15 protein-coding genes are annotated in these 14,948 nt (G+C 73.3%); 9 read left to right on the forward strand and 6 right to left on the reverse strand.

The features are described 5' to 3' along the window. Positions 1 to 26: 26 nt before the first annotated feature. From mshB to HDC93_RS30545, 3 genes are all read left to right on the forward strand, one after another. On the forward strand, positions 27 to 887 hold the full coding sequence (mshB, locus tag HDC93_RS30535) for an N-acetyl-1-D-myo-inositol-2-amino-2-deoxy-alpha-D-glucopyranoside deacetylase (RefSeq protein ID WP_185014074.1): 861 nt from the start codon (positions 27 to 29) through the stop codon (positions 885 to 887). Then, positions 884 to 1,294, forward strand: coding sequence for a DUF6113 family protein (locus tag HDC93_RS30540; RefSeq protein ID WP_185014075.1), 411 nt, complete (start codon positions 884 to 886; stop codon positions 1,292 to 1,294). The genes mshB and HDC93_RS30540 overlap by 4 nt, the downstream gene beginning before the upstream one ends. Before the next feature lie 155 nt (positions 1,295 to 1,449). Further along, a complete protein-coding gene (locus HDC93_RS30545; RefSeq protein ID WP_185014076.1) occupies positions 1,450 to 4,059 on the forward strand; it encodes a hypothetical protein in 2,610 nt (869 codons plus the stop codon). Between the two features lie 111 nt (positions 4,060 to 4,170). Here the strand turns inward: HDC93_RS30545 and HDC93_RS30550 are convergent, their stop codons facing one another. Next, positions 4,171 to 5,022, reverse strand: coding sequence for a transglutaminase-like domain-containing protein (locus tag HDC93_RS30550; protein WP_185014077.1), 852 nt, complete (start codon positions 5,020 to 5,022; stop codon positions 4,171 to 4,173). A gap of 138 nt (positions 5,023 to 5,160) precedes the next feature. Then, positions 5,161 to 6,177, reverse strand: a complete 1,017-nt coding sequence (locus tag HDC93_RS30555; protein ID WP_185014078.1) for a GNAT family N-acetyltransferase — start codon at positions 6,175 to 6,177, stop codon at positions 5,161 to 5,163. Positions 6,178 to 6,317: 140 nt separating this feature from the next. Here HDC93_RS30555 and fdxA point away from each other — a divergent pair, with 140 nt between their 5' ends. Continuing rightward, complete coding sequence (fdxA, locus tag HDC93_RS30560; RefSeq protein ID WP_003973842.1) at positions 6,318 to 6,638, forward strand: ferredoxin; 321 nt, start codon at positions 6,318 to 6,320, stop codon at positions 6,636 to 6,638. Between the two features lie 121 nt (positions 6,639 to 6,759). Further along, positions 6,760 to 7,851 (forward strand): bifunctional succinyldiaminopimelate transaminase/glutamate-prephenate aminotransferase, encoded by a 1,092-nt coding sequence (locus HDC93_RS30565; protein WP_185014079.1) that lies wholly within the window; start codon positions 6,760 to 6,762, stop codon positions 7,849 to 7,851. A gap of 71 nt (positions 7,852 to 7,922) precedes the next feature. Here the strand turns inward: HDC93_RS30565 and HDC93_RS30570 are convergent, their stop codons facing one another. Next, positions 7,923 to 8,369, reverse strand: a complete 447-nt coding sequence (locus HDC93_RS30570; protein WP_185014080.1) for an ATP-binding protein — start codon at positions 8,367 to 8,369, stop codon at positions 7,923 to 7,925. A 511-nt stretch (positions 8,370 to 8,880) separates the two neighbouring features. After that, positions 8,881 to 9,798, reverse strand: coding sequence for a heavy metal transporter (locus HDC93_RS30575; protein ID WP_221517345.1), 918 nt, complete (start codon positions 9,796 to 9,798; stop codon positions 8,881 to 8,883). A gap of 145 nt (positions 9,799 to 9,943) precedes the next feature. Here HDC93_RS30575 and dapE point away from each other — a divergent pair, with 145 nt between their 5' ends. Further along, positions 9,944 to 11,023, forward strand: coding sequence for a succinyl-diaminopimelate desuccinylase (gene dapE / locus HDC93_RS30580; RefSeq protein ID WP_185014082.1), 1,080 nt, complete (start codon positions 9,944 to 9,946; stop codon positions 11,021 to 11,023). A 119-nt stretch (positions 11,024 to 11,142) separates the two neighbouring features. Next, on the forward strand, positions 11,143 to 11,901 hold the full coding sequence (locus HDC93_RS30585; RefSeq protein ID WP_185014083.1) for a TIGR00730 family Rossman fold protein: 759 nt from the start codon (positions 11,143 to 11,145) through the stop codon (positions 11,899 to 11,901). 58 nt (positions 11,902 to 11,959) lie between these two features. Here the strand turns inward: HDC93_RS30585 and folP are convergent, their stop codons facing one another. Further along, positions 11,960 to 12,820 (reverse strand): dihydropteroate synthase, encoded by an 861-nt coding sequence (gene folP / locus HDC93_RS30590; protein WP_185014084.1) that lies wholly within the window; start codon positions 12,818 to 12,820, stop codon positions 11,960 to 11,962. Positions 12,821 to 12,964: 144 nt separating this feature from the next. Between folP and HDC93_RS30595 the strand changes: the two genes are divergently transcribed. Further along, positions 12,965 to 13,345: a DivIVA domain-containing protein gene (locus HDC93_RS30595; RefSeq protein WP_185014085.1), complete on the forward strand. Its 381-nt coding sequence runs from the start codon at positions 12,965 to 12,967 to the stop codon at positions 13,343 to 13,345. After that, positions 13,342 to 13,953 (forward strand): DNA-3-methyladenine glycosylase I, encoded by a 612-nt coding sequence (locus HDC93_RS30600; RefSeq protein WP_185014086.1) that lies wholly within the window; start codon positions 13,342 to 13,344, stop codon positions 13,951 to 13,953. The genes HDC93_RS30595 and HDC93_RS30600 overlap by 4 nt, the downstream gene beginning before the upstream one ends. A 70-nt stretch (positions 13,954 to 14,023) precedes the next feature. Here HDC93_RS30600 and HDC93_RS30605 read toward each other — a convergent pair whose 3' ends face one another. Further along, complete coding sequence (locus HDC93_RS30605) at positions 14,024 to 14,827, reverse strand: enoyl-CoA hydratase/isomerase family protein (RefSeq protein WP_185014087.1); 804 nt, start codon at positions 14,825 to 14,827, stop codon at positions 14,024 to 14,026. Between the last annotated feature and the right edge of the window lie 121 nt (positions 14,828 to 14,948).

Below are 14,948 nucleotides of genomic sequence, written 5' to 3' on the forward strand. Positions count from 1 at the left end.
CCCCCGGCGCCTCATAGGGTGGTCCCATGACGGAACTGCCCGACCGGCGTCTGCTGCTGGTGCACGCGCACCCGGACGACGAGTCGATCAACAACGGCGCGACCATGGCCAGGTACGCGGCCGAGGGTGCCCACGTCACCCTGGTCACCTGCACCCTCGGTGAGCGCGGCGAGGTCATCCCGCCCGAACTCGCACACCTGACGGGCGCCGCCCTGGGCCGGCACCGCCGCCGTGAGCTCACCGCCGCCATGGCCGAGCTCGGCGTGACGGACTTCCGCCTGCTCGGCGGCGCCGGCCGCTACAGCGACTCCGGGATGATGGGCCTGCCCGACAACGACGACCCCGGCTGCTTCTGGCAGGCCGACGTCGACGAGGCCGCCGCACACCTCGTCGAGGTGATCCGCGAGGTACGCCCCCAGGTCCTCGTCACCTACGACGACCACGGCGGCTACGGCCACCCCGACCACATCCAGGCCCACCGGGTCGCCATGCGCGCCGCGGAACTGTCCGCCGACGCCGGTGTGCCCATCCCCAAGGTCTACTGGAACCGGGTCCCCCGGCCCGTTGTGGAGGCGTCCTTCGCGCGGCTCCGCGAGGACCTGCCCGGCACGCCCTTCGCCAAGGCCGCCGAGGTCGACGACGTCCCGGGTGTCGTGCCCGAGGAGCGGATCACCACCGTGGTCGACGGCACCGCCCACGCCGCCGCCAAGGCCGCCGCGATGCGCGCCCACGCCACCCAGATCACCGTGGCCGAGCCGTACTTCGTGCTGTCCAACGAACTCGCCCAGCCGATCCTCACCACCGAGTACTACGAACTGGTGCGGGGCGAGCGGGGCTCCGGAGAACCGGAGACGGACCTCTTCGACGGTGTCGGGGAGGCCTCATGAGCGACCGGACGTCGATGCTCGCCCAGCCGATGCGCCCGCCCACCGCCGGACGCGTCGGCGCCTGCCTCGGGTTCTTCGTGCTCGGCGCACTGGTCGGCGTGGCCGGGGCCCTGGTGCAGCCCGGCTGGTTCCCGGGCGGGCTGCTGCTCGCCCTGGCCGGGGAGGCCGGAGCCGTCCTGGGTGCCTCACGCGTCCTGCGCGGCCGGGCCGGGGGCGTCGCGGCCGCCGCGGGATGGATGCTCGCGGTCGTCCTGCTCACCGCCAGCCGCCCCGAGGGCGACTTCCTCTTCGCCGCGGGGAGCGGCTCCTATCTCTTCCTGCTCGGGGGCATCGCCGTGGCTGTGATCTGTGCCACCCTCGCCCCCGGGCGGCAACCGGACGGCGGTCCCGTCCGACTTGCCAAGTGACGTACCACTTCGCCGGGACGTGGCCTGGGGGATCCGGTGTGGGTTTCCCGGCGGTCACGGGATACGGGCGAGAAGTGGCCAGTATGGTGGTGCGCGCCGCCGAGCTGCCCGCGTGAGGTTGTGTCGGGCGGCGGAGCCAACCGGGAGAACCTGCCTTGAGTCGTGAAACTGACACTCCGTCCTCCGGGCCCAACGGGCGCGGTGGAGCCGCCTACCCGTCGGGTACGCCGCCGTACGGGACCCCGACGGTCTCCGACGCGGGTACGGACGCGGGCCGTTCCGCCACGCGGCCGGAGGAACGCAAGACCGAGACCACGCTGACGACCCGGATCCGGATCAACATCCCCGGGTCGCGGCCCATTCCGCCCGTGGTGGTGCGCAAGCCCGTCGCGGAGGCGGAGACCCCGGCCGGCACCGACACGCACGGTGAGGCGTCGACGGCGCCGGGCACCGCCCCGTCCACGTACGCGGGCCCGGGCACGGTCGAGCCCCCCGCCGAGCCCGCACAGCAGGGCGACGACAAGCCGGCCAGCGACTGGTTCGCCCCCCGCAAGTCGGGCGGCGGCAAGGGCGGTCCGGGCAGCGGCTCCACCAACGGGGCCGGGCTGCCGGGCGGTTCGCGTCCGGCGCCGGGCGGCTCCGGCGCGGGCGGTCCCGCTGCCGGTGCGTCCGGCGGTGCGCGGCCGGGTGCCGGGCGGCCCGGAGGCGTGGTCGGTTCCATGGGCGCGCCGGGCGGCTCCCGGTCCGGCGGTACGAACGGTGCCGGGCTCCCGGGCGGCGCGACAGGCGGCCCCGTCGCGCCCGGGCACGGTGGCGGCACCGGCTCCTTCGACGTCACCGAGGCCCTGGCGGCGGGCCCGCTGGGCAACGGCTCGCGTCCCGACCCCGGCGGCGGCGAACCGCGCCGTGACGACCTGCCGTACTTCTCGGAGAGCGACCGCGACGGGCAGAACGGTCAGAGCGGCCCGGCCGGACGGAACAGTCGGAACAGTCGGAACGGTCAGAACGGGCAGGCCGGTTACGGCGGTCAGCCCGGTGGCCCGAGCGCCGCGGACGGCTTCGGCACGCCCGGCCCCGGCTCCCGGGGCCCGGCCGGCCCGACGGGCGGACCGGTCACCGGTAACGGCCCCATGGTGCCGCCGGCCGGCACGGGCTACGACGAGCAGGGCGGTCCCGGAAGGCCGGGCGGCTTCAACGCGCCGGGAGGCCCGGGGGCACCCAGCGGCCCCGGCGGCTTCGACAACGAGCCGGGCGGCCCGGCCGGCCCCGGTGCCTTCAACGCACCCGGCGTCCCCGGTGGCCGTAGCGGCTCTGAAGCCTTCGGCGACCCGGGCAGGCCCGGCGCCCCCGAGGCCTTCAACGACCCGGGCAGGCCCGGCGCCCCCGAGGCCTTCAACGACCCCGGTCGCCCCGGCGGCCCCGGCGGCCCCGGTGCTCCCGGAGCCCCCGGCGCCTACAACGCCCCTGGCCGGCCGGGAGGCCCCGGAGCCATAGGCGGCGGCCCCGGTGGCCCGGGTGCCCAGGGTGGCACCCCCGCTCCCGGCGCCGCAGGCCCCGGCCCCGGCGGCGGCATGAGCGACGACACCGCCATCCTGACCCCGCAGAAGCCGGCCCCCGAACCGCCGGACGGCCAGGGCTACAACCCCCGGCACGACAACGTCTCCGGGCACACGGTCACCAGCGGCATCCCCGTCGTACCGTCCGGCGCCGCTTCGCCGTTCGGCCCGGGCGCGTCCGGTGACGGCCCGGTGCCCCACGCGGCGCCGAAGCTGCCCGAGCCGGTGTCCCCGCCCCCGGCGAGCTCCTCCAAGGCGCCGAAGAAGAAGGGCCGCAACAAGCTCGTGCTGCTGGCCGTCGGCGTGGTCGTCCTCGCCGGTGGCGTCTACGGCGCCGGGCTGCTGATGAACCGCACCGACGTGCCCAAGGGCACCACCGTGCTCGGCGTCGACATCGGCGGCACCACCCGCGACGGCGCGGTCAGGAAGCTCGACGAGGCCTTCGACAAGAACGCCGGCAAGGAGCTGAAGCTGTCGCTGGGCGGCAAGACCGTCGCCCTCGACCCGGACAACGCGGGCCTGCAGTTCGACATGGACGCCACGGCCGACGCGGCGGCCAAGAGCGACTACAACCCGGTCTCCGTGATCGGCTCGCTGTTCGGCAACCACCGCGTCGTCACCCCGGTCATGCCCGTCGACGAGGAGAAACTGCACGCCTCCCTGGAGGCGGCCGCGGGCGGCTCCGGCGCGACGAGCGACGGCACGATCGAGTTCAAGGGCGGCAAGGCCGTCCCCGTGTACGGCAAGACCGGCAAGGGCGTCGACCTCGCCAAGTCGACGACGGCGGTGGAGGAGGCGTACCGCACCCAGGTGGAGACCGGCACGGCCGGCACGGTGAACCTCCCGACCACCACCCGCCGGCCGACGGTCTCGAACGCCGAGGTCGACCGGATGCTCAAGGAGTTCGCGCAGCCGGCGATGTCCGACCTCGTCACCGTTCGCACCGACGCGGCCCACAGCATCGACTTCGGTCCCGTGTCCCTGCCGAAGATCCTCGGCTTCAAGGCCGTGGACGGCAAGCTCGTGGACACGTACGACCTCAAGGCCCTCCAGGCGGCGTACGGCACGACCTTCGAGGGTGTGAAGATCGAGGGCGCGAGCGGCAAGCGCGCCGTTCTGCCGCAGGACGTCGTCTCCGCGCTGCGCAAGGCCCTGCGCGGCAAGACACCGGCGGAGCGCGTCGGGGTCATCGAGACCAAGCCGAACTGACCTCGTAGGCCCGGACGCACGAGCAGCCCCTGCCTCACCGGGCAGGGGCTGCTCTGCGTCGTCATCCGAACGGCATGACATCCGTCATCCGGCACTCCGAGGCGAAAGGCGTCAGTTGAGCATCGCCCTGGCCGCGAAAGCCTCCCCCCGCACCCGCTCGGCCGCGGCCTCGTCCACGGCCTCCACCACCTCCGCGTAGGCCTCCAGCTCCGAGGCCCCGCCCAGGAACTCCCCCCGCTGCACCAGCAACTGCGCCCGCTCGTACCGCAACCGGGCCGGATGCGACGGCAGCAGCAACGACAACTCGACCGCCCACAGCGAGACATCCGACCGCTCCGGACGCGCCACCGCCCACGCCCGCACGTTGTTCAGGATCCGCAGCACCACATCCAGCGGATCCGCCGGCCGCAGCATCGACGGATCGATCCCCGCCCCCGTCGCCCCGGCCACCAGCAACTCCGCGTCCGCCCCCGTCAGCACCCGCCCGCCGTCGAAGGGGTCCGCGAGCACCTGCCCCTCGTCGGGCCCGAACCCGACCACGAAGTGCCCCGGCAGGGCCACCCCGTACACCGGGGCTCCGGCCCGCCGGGCCACCTCCAGCCACACCACCGACAGCAGGATCGGCAGCCCCCTGCGCCGCACCAGCACCTCGTGCAGCAGCGAGGACTCCAGCCGCTGGTAGTCGGCGGGGGTGCCGTGGAAGCCCATGCGCTCACCGAGCAGCTCCCGCAGGGCGAGTGCCCACGCCCGCGGCCCGCCGGGCCGGTACGGCAGCAGCCCGGCCAGCCGGTCCAGCTCGACCTGCGCGGCGTCCAGGCCGGCCTCGTCCAGCTCCCCGTCCGCCTCCGCGCCCACCAGCAGGCACAGCGTCGACAGATCGGGCCGCTCGGACCGGGCCTCTTCGGCGAACCGCCGCCGCAGCTCGGCGGAGCGCTCGGGGGACGGGGGGTGCGGGGGACGCATATCTGGCTCGTGCCCTCTCAGGACGATCGGTTACCTGCCGGTGCCGAGGACGATCGGCTGTCTGCTGGTGCCGCAGGCGTCCGGCTGTCTGCCGGTGGAGCGGACGTCCGGTTGTCTGCCGGTGGCGCGGACGTCCGGCTATCTGCCGGTGCCGCGGACGTCCGGCGCCCGGTAGTGGTGGTAGGCGTGGTGCGCGGCGAAGCCCATCCCGGCGTACAGCGCCCGCGCTGCCGCGTTCTCGGCCTCGACCTGGAGCCACGCGGCCGACGCGCCCTCGTCGAGCGCCTGCCGGGCCAGCGCGGCCATCACAGCCGTGGCAACCCCTCGGCGCCGCAGCGCCGGGTCGACCTCGACGGCGGCGAAGCCGGCCCACCGCCCGTCGACGACACACCGCCCGATGGCGGCGGGATGCGCCTGCGCGCTCTCCCCGGGCACGGTCGCGAACCACACGGAGGGCCCGCTCTCCAGAACGCGGAGCGCCACCTCGCTCACGCCCTTGCGCTGGTACCGGGCCAGCCATCCCTCACCGGCCTGCCGGGACAGCACGACCCCCGCCGGATCACCCCGGTCGGCGATCGGCGCCAGCGGCCCGACCCACAGCTCGGCGGTCACCTCCCGCACCCAGCCCCGCTGCTCCAGCTCGGCGCAGAGCAGCTCCTGCGTGCCCTCGGCGCCCGTCGCGGTCTGGACGTAGGCGGGCAGTCCGCGCTCGCCGTACCACCGCCGCACGGCGTCCAGGGCCTCGTCGAGCGGCATGTCCGGCGCGCCCAGCGGCAGCACCGAGTTGGCCCGCCGCGTGAACCCGGACGCGGCCCGCAGCTCCCACCCGCCGAGCCACTCGCTCTCCACGGGCCGCCAGGCCCGCGCGGCGACCCCGGCCAGCTCCTCGTAGGAGGCGGCGGGACCGCGGCGACGCGCCGGTGCGGCGGGCACGGTCTTGCCCGCGACCAGCGCCGATTCCGCGATACGGACGCTCTCGCCACTCTTGCGTGTGATCAGCAGCACACCGTTGTCCCATGATGTGAGAACACCGACCGTGTCGGTGAACTTCTCACCCGGAGCATCATGTTCGATCAAGCTCCGCACGGAGACCCGTTTGCCCACGTCAGCAGTGGTGATACGGACCTCGAGTCGCCCGGCGGCAGAGATTTCCACAGGTCAGTTCACCCCTCCTGTTCGGATCATGCCCAGGAACGGAGATACTAGAGGCGGGCATCGACGACGCCGCGCTCCCGCGCGCCAGGCGGCGGAGCCTGAGGAGGCCCGCCAGCGCCCTATCGAGGAGGAACGACAGCGTGACCTACGTCATCGCGCAGCCTTGTGTCGACGTCAAGGACAAGGCGTGCATCGAGGAGTGCCCGGTCGACTGCATCTACGAGGGCCAGCGGTCCTTGTACATCCACCCGGACGAATGCGTCGACTGTGGTGCCTGTGAGCCGGTCTGCCCGGTCGAGGCGATCTTCTACGAGGACGACACTCCCGAGGAGTGGAAGGACTACTACAAGGCGAACGTCGAGTTCTTCGACGAGCTCGGTTCGCCCGGCGGAGCCAGCAAGCTGGGGCTGATCGAGCGCGACCACCCCTTCGTCGCCGCGCTGCCGCCGCAGAACCAGTAAGAGCGGCCCGCACTCCGTGCCGCCTCGGTCCCGTACGGCCCGATCAGCCCGCTGATCGCCGTACGGGGCCGAGGCGTTTGCCGTGACCGGCTCGTACGTGCCAGAAAGTGAGCCCGAACCCGTGTCCGCAGTCTCCGACCGCCTCCCCACCTTCCCCTGGGACAAGCTGACCCCGTACAAGGCCACGGCAGCCGCCCATCCGGACGGCATCGTCGACCTGTCCGTCGGCACCCCGGTCGACCCGGTGCCCGAGCTGATCCGGAAAGCACTGGTGGCCGCGGCCGACTCGCCGGGCTATCCGACGGTCTGGGGCACGCCCGAGCTGCGCGACGCGATCACCGGCTGGGTCGAGCGCCGCCTCGACGCCCGGGAGGTCACCCACCGCCACGTGCTGCCGATCGTCGGCTCCAAGGAGCTCGTCGCCTGGCTGCCCACCCAGCTGGGCCTCGGCCCCGGCGACCGGGTGGCCTACCCGCGCCTGGCCTACCCGACGTACGAGGTGGGCGCCCGCCTGGCACGCGCCGACCACGAGGCCTACGACGACCCGACGGAGCTCGACCCCGAGGGCCTGAAGCTCCTCTGGCTGAACTCCCCGTCGAACCCCACGGGCAAGGTCCTCTCCAAGGAGGAGCTGACCCGGATCGTCGCCTGGGCCCGCTCGCACGGCGTCCTGCTCTTCTCCGACGAGTGCTACCTGGAGCTGGGCTGGGAGGCCGACCCGGTCTCGGTGCTGCACCCGGACGTCAACGGCGGCTCGTACGACGGCATCGTCGCCGTCCACTCCCTCTCCAAGCGCTCGAACCTCGCCGGCTACCGCGCGGCCTTCCTGGCCGGTGACCCGGCGGTCCTCGGTCCGCTCCTGGAGATCCGCAAGCACGGCGGCATGATGACGTCGGCTCCGACGCAGGCGGCGGTGATCGCGGCCCTCGGCGACGACGACCACGTGCGCGTCCAGCGCGAGCGCTACGCGTCCCGCCGCGAGCTGCTGCGCGAGGCCCTGGTCACCCACGGCTTCCGCATCGAGCACAGCGAGGCCAGCCTCTACCTGTGGGCCACCCGGGGCGAGTCCTGCTGGGACACGGTGGACCACCTCGCCAAGCGCGGCATCCTCGTGGCCCCCGGCGACTTCTACGGCCCGGCGGGCGCGGAGTTCGTGCGCGTGGCGCTGACGGCCACGGACGAGAGGGTGGCGGCGGCCGTACAGCGGCTGTGACCGCGGCCGAGCACACCGAAGGGGTCCGGGGGAAGCTCCCCGGACCCCTTCGACGTCACAACGCCGTCGCGTCAGCCGACCGGCAGGCTCTTCGCCGGCAGGGAGTCCGCGGACGGCACGCCGCCCTTGGTGAGGGAGTCCGTCGGCAGGCCGCCCTTGGCCGGACCGGCCGTGTCGCCGACGAGCTGCCCGGCGGAGCCCGCCGCGTCACCGGCCGCCTTCTGCGCCACGGGCGTGGTCTTCTTGGCCGTCTTGCCGCCGGTCTTGCCCGCGGCCGGCACCGCCTTCTCGACGGTCTTGCCGCCGGTTTCACCCGCGGATCCGGTGGCCTTCTGCGCCGCGCCGTCGACGGTGTTGCCGACGTTGGCGCCGTCCAGGGCGGTCAGGCCACCGAGGTTCGGGGCGGCGGGCAGCTCGGGGGCCGCGCCGGCGGAGCCGGCCGCACCGACCCCGGCAGCCGCTCCCGCAGCGACGATCAGCGCGGCACGGGCGATACGGCGGGTCAGGGGGAGGGACATGGTGCTCCTTCGACGGGAGAGAACAGTGAGCTTCGTGAAGTGTCCGACCGGGTCCGGCAGTTGATCGACTGGCTGTGGATCACCCCGGCTCGGACGCAGTGACTACCGCTCGAAGCCCGCGAAGGTTGCGGCGCCGCAACGTAAAGAATTGGCAATGCGTCGCATTATCGGCTGCGGATAAAACGGTCAAAGAGGCCTCCGGGGGAAACCCTGCCGAATCCTTCCAGCCCTGTGCTCGCAAGGGATTTCGCGGCTTGACGGGTGAGGGTGCGAAAACCTGGGCACACCGTCGCCGCGGGACCGCCTGGGTAACCCCCTCGGGTGAGCCCCCGTACCCGTGCGCGATCCAGGGGGCTTCTGACGGATCTCCGCGGAGGAAGGAGCGGCGTTCGGTGCGTGTTCTCGGCGTACCGGACGGAAGGTCTCGGAGCGGAGCTACCAGGCCTTTCGTCCGGTGGGGCGAGAGCGCATGCCGGGCGTCGCGACGCCGCGGAGATCCGTCAGAAGCCCCCTAGCCCATCGTGACGACACGGACCGCGTCCGCGTCCCGCTCCGCGCCCGCGGTGCCCTTCGCCGTGGGCTCCCGCCACTGGCTGGCGGTGTTCCCGGCGACCCACTCGCGCCCCGCGTAGGTGACGCGCGCGATGTGCAGCTCGGAGGCGTTGGCCACGGCCCAGTGCGCCAGCTGCCAGCCCCGCTGGTCCAGGCTCCGCCCGGTCGCCGCGCTGGTGTCGGCGGTCACCGGCAGGGTCACGGTCCGCCCGCCGTCCCCGACGCTCGGGGACGGCGCGGGCGTGGACGTCGACGCACCGCCGTTCACCTCGGCACCGGCCGGCTCCAGCACATCCCGCCCGAAGTCCCGCACGAGCGCGGCCCGCACCCCGTCCGGACCCGAGGCCCGGGTCGCGGCAGGGCGGCCCTCGCAGGTCAGCGTGGCCGCCGACTGCCCGGTGAGGGCCGCGGCGAGCAGCGCGGCGTCCGGCTCGTGCTTGGCGTAGGCCTGCGGGAAACCGCTGCGCTGCACGCGCTGCGCGGCGACGGTGAGCGGCAGCCGGGTATAGCCGGGCACCTTGACCAGGTGGTCGTAGAACTCACCGGCCGAGTACGTCGGGTCCATGATCTCCTTCGGCGTTCCCCAGCCCTGCGAGGGCCGCTGCTGGAACAGGCCGAGGGAGTCCCGGTCGCCGTGCTTGATGTTGCGCAGGGCGGATTCCTGAAGCGCGGTCGCCAGCGCGATGGTCACGGCCCGCTCGGGCAGCCCGCGCGCGGTCCCCACGGCGGTGATCGTCGCCGCGTTCACCGCCTGCTCGGGCGTGAACTCGTACGACGCTCCGTCGCCCTTGCCGGAGACCACCTTGCAGCCCGGTCCACCCGAGCCCCCGGTGACGTACTGCACGACGAGGTAACCGGCGACCGCGAGCAGGGCCATGAAGGCGGCTCCGCATCGGAAGAGGCGGCCACGACGCTTGGGAGAGGACGACTCTGGCACGCCGTACAAGGTACTGGAGAGTACGGAGTGGCATGAGCCGGGTGTGGACAGTGAGGCCGCGGCCTGGCGCGTTAGGGTCGACGGCATGGCCGACACCTCGCTTGACCTCACGCTGGACGCCGCGGAGCTCACCGCCCGGCTCGTCGACTTCCGTTCCGAGAGCGGCAGCGAGAAGCCGCTCGCGGACGCGATCGAGACCGCGCTGCGCGCGCTGCCCCACCTGGCGGTCGACCGGTACGGCAACAACGTCGTGGCCCGCACGAGCCTCGGCCGCGCGGAGCGGGTGATCCTGGCCGGCCACATCGACACCGTCCCCGTAGCGGACAACGTCCCCTCCCGGCTCGACGAGGACGGCGTCCTGTGGGGCTGTGGCACCTGCGACATGAAGTCCGGCGTCGCGGTCCAGCTGCGCATCGCGGCCACGGTCCCCGCCCCCAACCGCGACCTGACCTTCGTCTTCTACGACAACGAGGAGGTCGCCGCGGAGCTGAACGGCCTCAAGCACGTCTCCGAGACGCACCCCGAGTGGCTGGAGGGCGACTTCGCGGTGCTCCTGGAGCCGTCGGACGGCCAGGTCGAGGGCGGCTGCCAGGGCACGCTGCGGGTCCTGCTGAAGACCACCGGCGAGCGGGCCCACTCGGCACGCGGCTGGATGGGCTCCAACGCGATCCACGCCGCCGCCCCGATCCTCGCCCGCCTGGCCTCCTACGAACCCCGCCGGCCGGTCATCGACGGCCTGGAGTACCGCGAGGGCCTGAACGCGGTCGGCATCGGCGGGGGAGTGGCCGGCAACGTCATCCCCGACGAGTGCGTCGTCACCGTCAACTTCCGCTACGCGCCCGACCGCACGCCCGAGGAGGCGATCGCCCACGTCCGTGAGGTCTTCGCGGACTGCGGGGTGGAGGAGTTCGAGGTCGTCGACCACAGCGGCGCGGCGATGCCCGGTCTGTCCCATCCGGCGGCCAAGGCGTTCATCGAGGCGGTCGGCGGCACCCCGATGCCGAAGTACGGCTGGACGGACGTCTCCCGCTTCTCGGCGCTCGGCGTTCCGGCGGTCAACTACGGCCCCGGCAATCCCCACTTGGCGCACAAGCGGGACGAGCGCGTGGAGATCGCCAAGATCCTCGCGGGCGAGGAGCGCCTGCGGAACTGGCTGACCGCCTGACCCCACCGGCACGCCATCGGGTTTACGGCGCTTCATCGCGGACATGCTCACGTCCCTCGTTCGTAACCCGCGTAGATCTACGCTGAGGTGGAAAGACAGGCACGACGGAGGGAGCGCACATGGCGACCGGCAACCCCGAGGGGAAGAAGCAGCCGCCGGAGGAAAAGCGCCTGGGCCCGGTCCTCCAGAGGCGGGACCAGGTGCAGGCCGGCACCACCGACCAGCGGCTGCTGGACGAGCGGGCCCCTTCCGACTGGGTCCACACCGACCCCTGGCGCGTGCTGCGCATCCAGTCGGAGTTCATCGAGGGCTTCGGCACGCTCGCCGAACTCCCGCCCGCGATCAGCGTGTTCGGCTCGGCCCGGACGCCGGCGGACTCGCCCGAGTACGAGGCGGGCGTCCGGCTGGGCCAGGGCCTGGTCGACGCGGGCTTCGCCGTCATCACCGGCGGCGGGCCGGGCGCGATGGAGGCGGCCAACAAGGGTGCCCTGGAGGCGAAGGGCATGTCGGTCGGCCTCGGTATCGAGCTGCCGTTCGAGCAGGGCCTGAACCCGTACGTCGACATCGGCCTGAACTTCCGCTACTTCTTCGTGCGGAAGATGATGTTCGTGAAGTACGCGCAGGGCTTCGTCGTCCTGCCCGGCGGCCTCGGCACCCTCGACGAGCTCTTCGAGGCCCTCACGCTGGTCCAGACCCAGAAGGTGACGCGCTTCCCGATCGTCCTCTTCGGCAGCGACTACTGGGGCGGCCTGGTCGACTGGCTCCGCGACACGGTGATCGCCCAGGGCAAGGCGTCGGAGAGGGACCTGCTGCTGTTCCACGTGACGGACGACGTGGACGAGGCGGTGGCGCTGGTGTCGAAGGAGGCGGGCCGCTAGGGCCCGTGGAGAGGCGTAGGCCGTGGGGTCCAGGGGGCGGAGCCCCCTGGTACCTCGGTCAGGCCAGCCCCCGCCGGGCAACGGCAGGACCCCGGTGCCCCGCGATCGTCGCCACCATCTCAAGCACCTGCCGCGTCTCGGCGACCTCGTGCACCCGGTACACCTGCGCCCCCAGCCACGCGGACACCGCCGTCGTCGCCAGCGTCCCCACGACCCGTTCCTTCACGGGCCGGTCCAGCGTCTCCCCGACGAAGTCCTTGTTGGACAGCGACACCAGCACCGGCCACCCCGTGGCGACCATCTCGTCCAGCCGCCGCGTCGCCTCCAGACTGTGCCGCGTGTTCTTCCCGAAGTCATGGCCCGGGTCGATCATGATCGACTCCCGCGGCACGCCCAGTGCGAGCGCCCGCTCGGCCAGCCCGACCGTCACGTCCAGGATGTCCGCCATGACGTCGTCGTACTCGATGCGGTGCGGCCGCGTCCGTGGCTGCGCCCCGCCGGCGTGGGTGCACACCAGCCCCACCCCGTGGCGTGCGGCAACCTCGGCCAGCCCGGGATCGACACCGCCCCACGCGTCGTTCAGCAGATCGGCCCCGGCCTCGCACACGGCCTCGCCGACCTCGGCCCGCCAGGTGTCCACGCTGATGATCACGTCCGGGAACCGCCGCCGTACCTCCGCGACGAACCCGACCGTCCGCCGGGCCTCCTCCTCGGCCGTGACCTCCTCGCCCGGCCCCGCCTTGACCCCGCCGATGTCGATGATCGCGGCGCCCTCGGCCACGGCCTGCTCCACGCGCGCGAGGGCCGGCTCGTCGCGGAAGGTGGCGCCCTGGTCGTAGAAGGAGTCCGGGGTGCGGTTCACGATCGCCATGATCACCGGCTCGTGCGTCCCGAATTCCCGCCTGCCCAGCCTGAGCATCCCCTGTGACCCTTCCTGGTACGTCCCGTCTTCCGCCGCCTGTGACCCTAACGGTCGGACTCGCATGGCACGATCGGAGCCTGACAACATCCGACTCGGTGGACTCCCGGGGAGTCCGATCCATCCGACCGTGGGGGCCCCGCGATGGTTATGTTCCTGTTCCTGGTCGTCGCGCTCGCCGTCGTGGTCGGCGCGGTGACCCTCGCCGTCGTGGGCGGCGGCGACAACGGCCCGCTGCCCGAGGCCGCCCCCGAGCGGCTGCGGGATCCGCTGCCCCCGGACCGCCCGGTCGACCGCGCGGACGTGGAGGCCCTGCGCTTCCCGCTCGCCGCCCGTGGCTACCGCATGGCCGATGTGGACGACGCCCTCGGCCGCCTGGGCGCCGAGCTCGCCGAGCGCGACGCCCGCATCGCCGACCTGGAGTCGGCCCTGGCCGGTGCCCGGTCGGCCGCCGCCCACGGGCCGGTGCACGCCCCCGGGGAGAACCACGTGTCCATGGACAAGCGGCCGGAGGACCGGCCGTGAGCGACGGCACCGCCCTGGCCGGCCCGGACGGCGCGCTGCGCTGCCCCTGGGCCCTGTCCGCCCCGGAGTACGTGGCGTACCACGACGAGGAGTGGGGCCGCCCGGTCCACGGCGACGACGCGCTGTTCGAACGGCTCAGCCTGGAGGCCTTCCAGTCCGGCCTGTCCTGGATCACGATCCTGCGCCGCCGCCCCGGCTTCCGTGCCGCCTTCGCCGACTTCAAGATCGCCTCGGTGGCCGCCTTCACCGACGAGGACCGCGAGCGCCTGCTGGCCGACGCCGGCATCATCCGCAACCGCGCCAAGATCGACGCGACCCTCGCCAACGCGCGTGCGCTGACCGCGTGGGCCCCGGGCGAACTGGACGAGCTGATCTGGTCCCACGCCCCGGACCCGGCCGGCCGCCCGGTCCCGAAGACCCTCGCCGACGTCCCGCCGGTCACCCCCGAGTCGACAGCGCTGTCCAAGGCGCTGAAGAAGCGGGGCCTGCGGTTCGTCGGGCCGACGACGGCGTACGCGCTGATGCAGGCGTGCGGCCTGGTCGACGACCACCTCGAGACCTGCGTGGCCAGGCGCGCCCCCTCAGGGGCGCGGGCCCGTGTCGATTAGCGGCTGCGCCGCGGGGGCGCGACCGGCGGCATAGGTCCCGCGGCTCCCCGACGGCGCTGGAACGCCGAGTTCACCGGCCCAGATACTTCGGCTTCTCCTTGTTGACGAAGGCCTGGACCGCGATCGCGTGGTCCTCGGAGGAGCCCGCCCGGGTCTGGAGCTCGTCCTCCTTCTCCAGGGTCTCCTCCAAGGAGTGCGTCAGCCCGTACGCCACCGACTCCTTCAGCGCGGCCAGCGCCACCGTCGGCCCCTCGGCCAGCGCCCGCGCCACCTTCTCGGCCTCCGCGCGCAGCTCACCGGCGGGCACCAGCCGGTTCGCGACGCCCAGCTCGTACGCCTCCCGCGCGCTGATGCTCCGCGGGAAGAGCAGCAGGTCGGTGGCGCGCCCCGGTCCGACGACCCGCGGCAGGGTCCAGGAGACCCCCGAGTCCGCGGTCAGGGCCACGCCGGCGAACGAGGTGTTGAACGACGCCGTGTCCGCCACGATCCGGTAGTCCGCGGCGAGCGCGAAACCGAAGCCCGCCCCGGCCGCCACGCCGTTCACCGCCGCGACGACCGGCTTCGCCGCCCCGGCCAGCGCCCGCACGATCGGGTTGTAGTGCTCCCGCACCGTGCTCATGGTCTGCCCCGACCCGGTCTCCCGGTCCGCCGCCAGCAGGCCGATGTGCTCCTTGAGGTCCTGCCCGACGCAGAACGCCCGGTCACCGGCGGCGGTCAGCAGCACCGCCCGTACGGCCGGGTCCTTTGCCGCGGACCGTACCGCCTCCCGCAGGGCGACCTTGGCCGCCACGTTCAGCGCGTTCATCGCCTCCGGGCGGTTCAGCGTGATCGTCGCGAGTCCGTCGCTCACCTCGTAGAGCACGGTGTCGGTCATGGCGTATCCCCTCCGAGTCGCGGATCGGGGGCGTACCGGCCGGTACGCCCCCGGGTCTGCAGGACAGCATGACGGAGATCACCGACGGGGAACCGGACCGGACGTGTGACCTGCGTCAAAG

The organism is Streptomyces sp. AK010 (assembly GCF_014207295.1).
Classification (GTDB): domain Bacteria; phylum Actinomycetota; class Actinomycetes; order Streptomycetales; family Streptomycetaceae; genus Streptomyces; species Streptomyces massasporeus.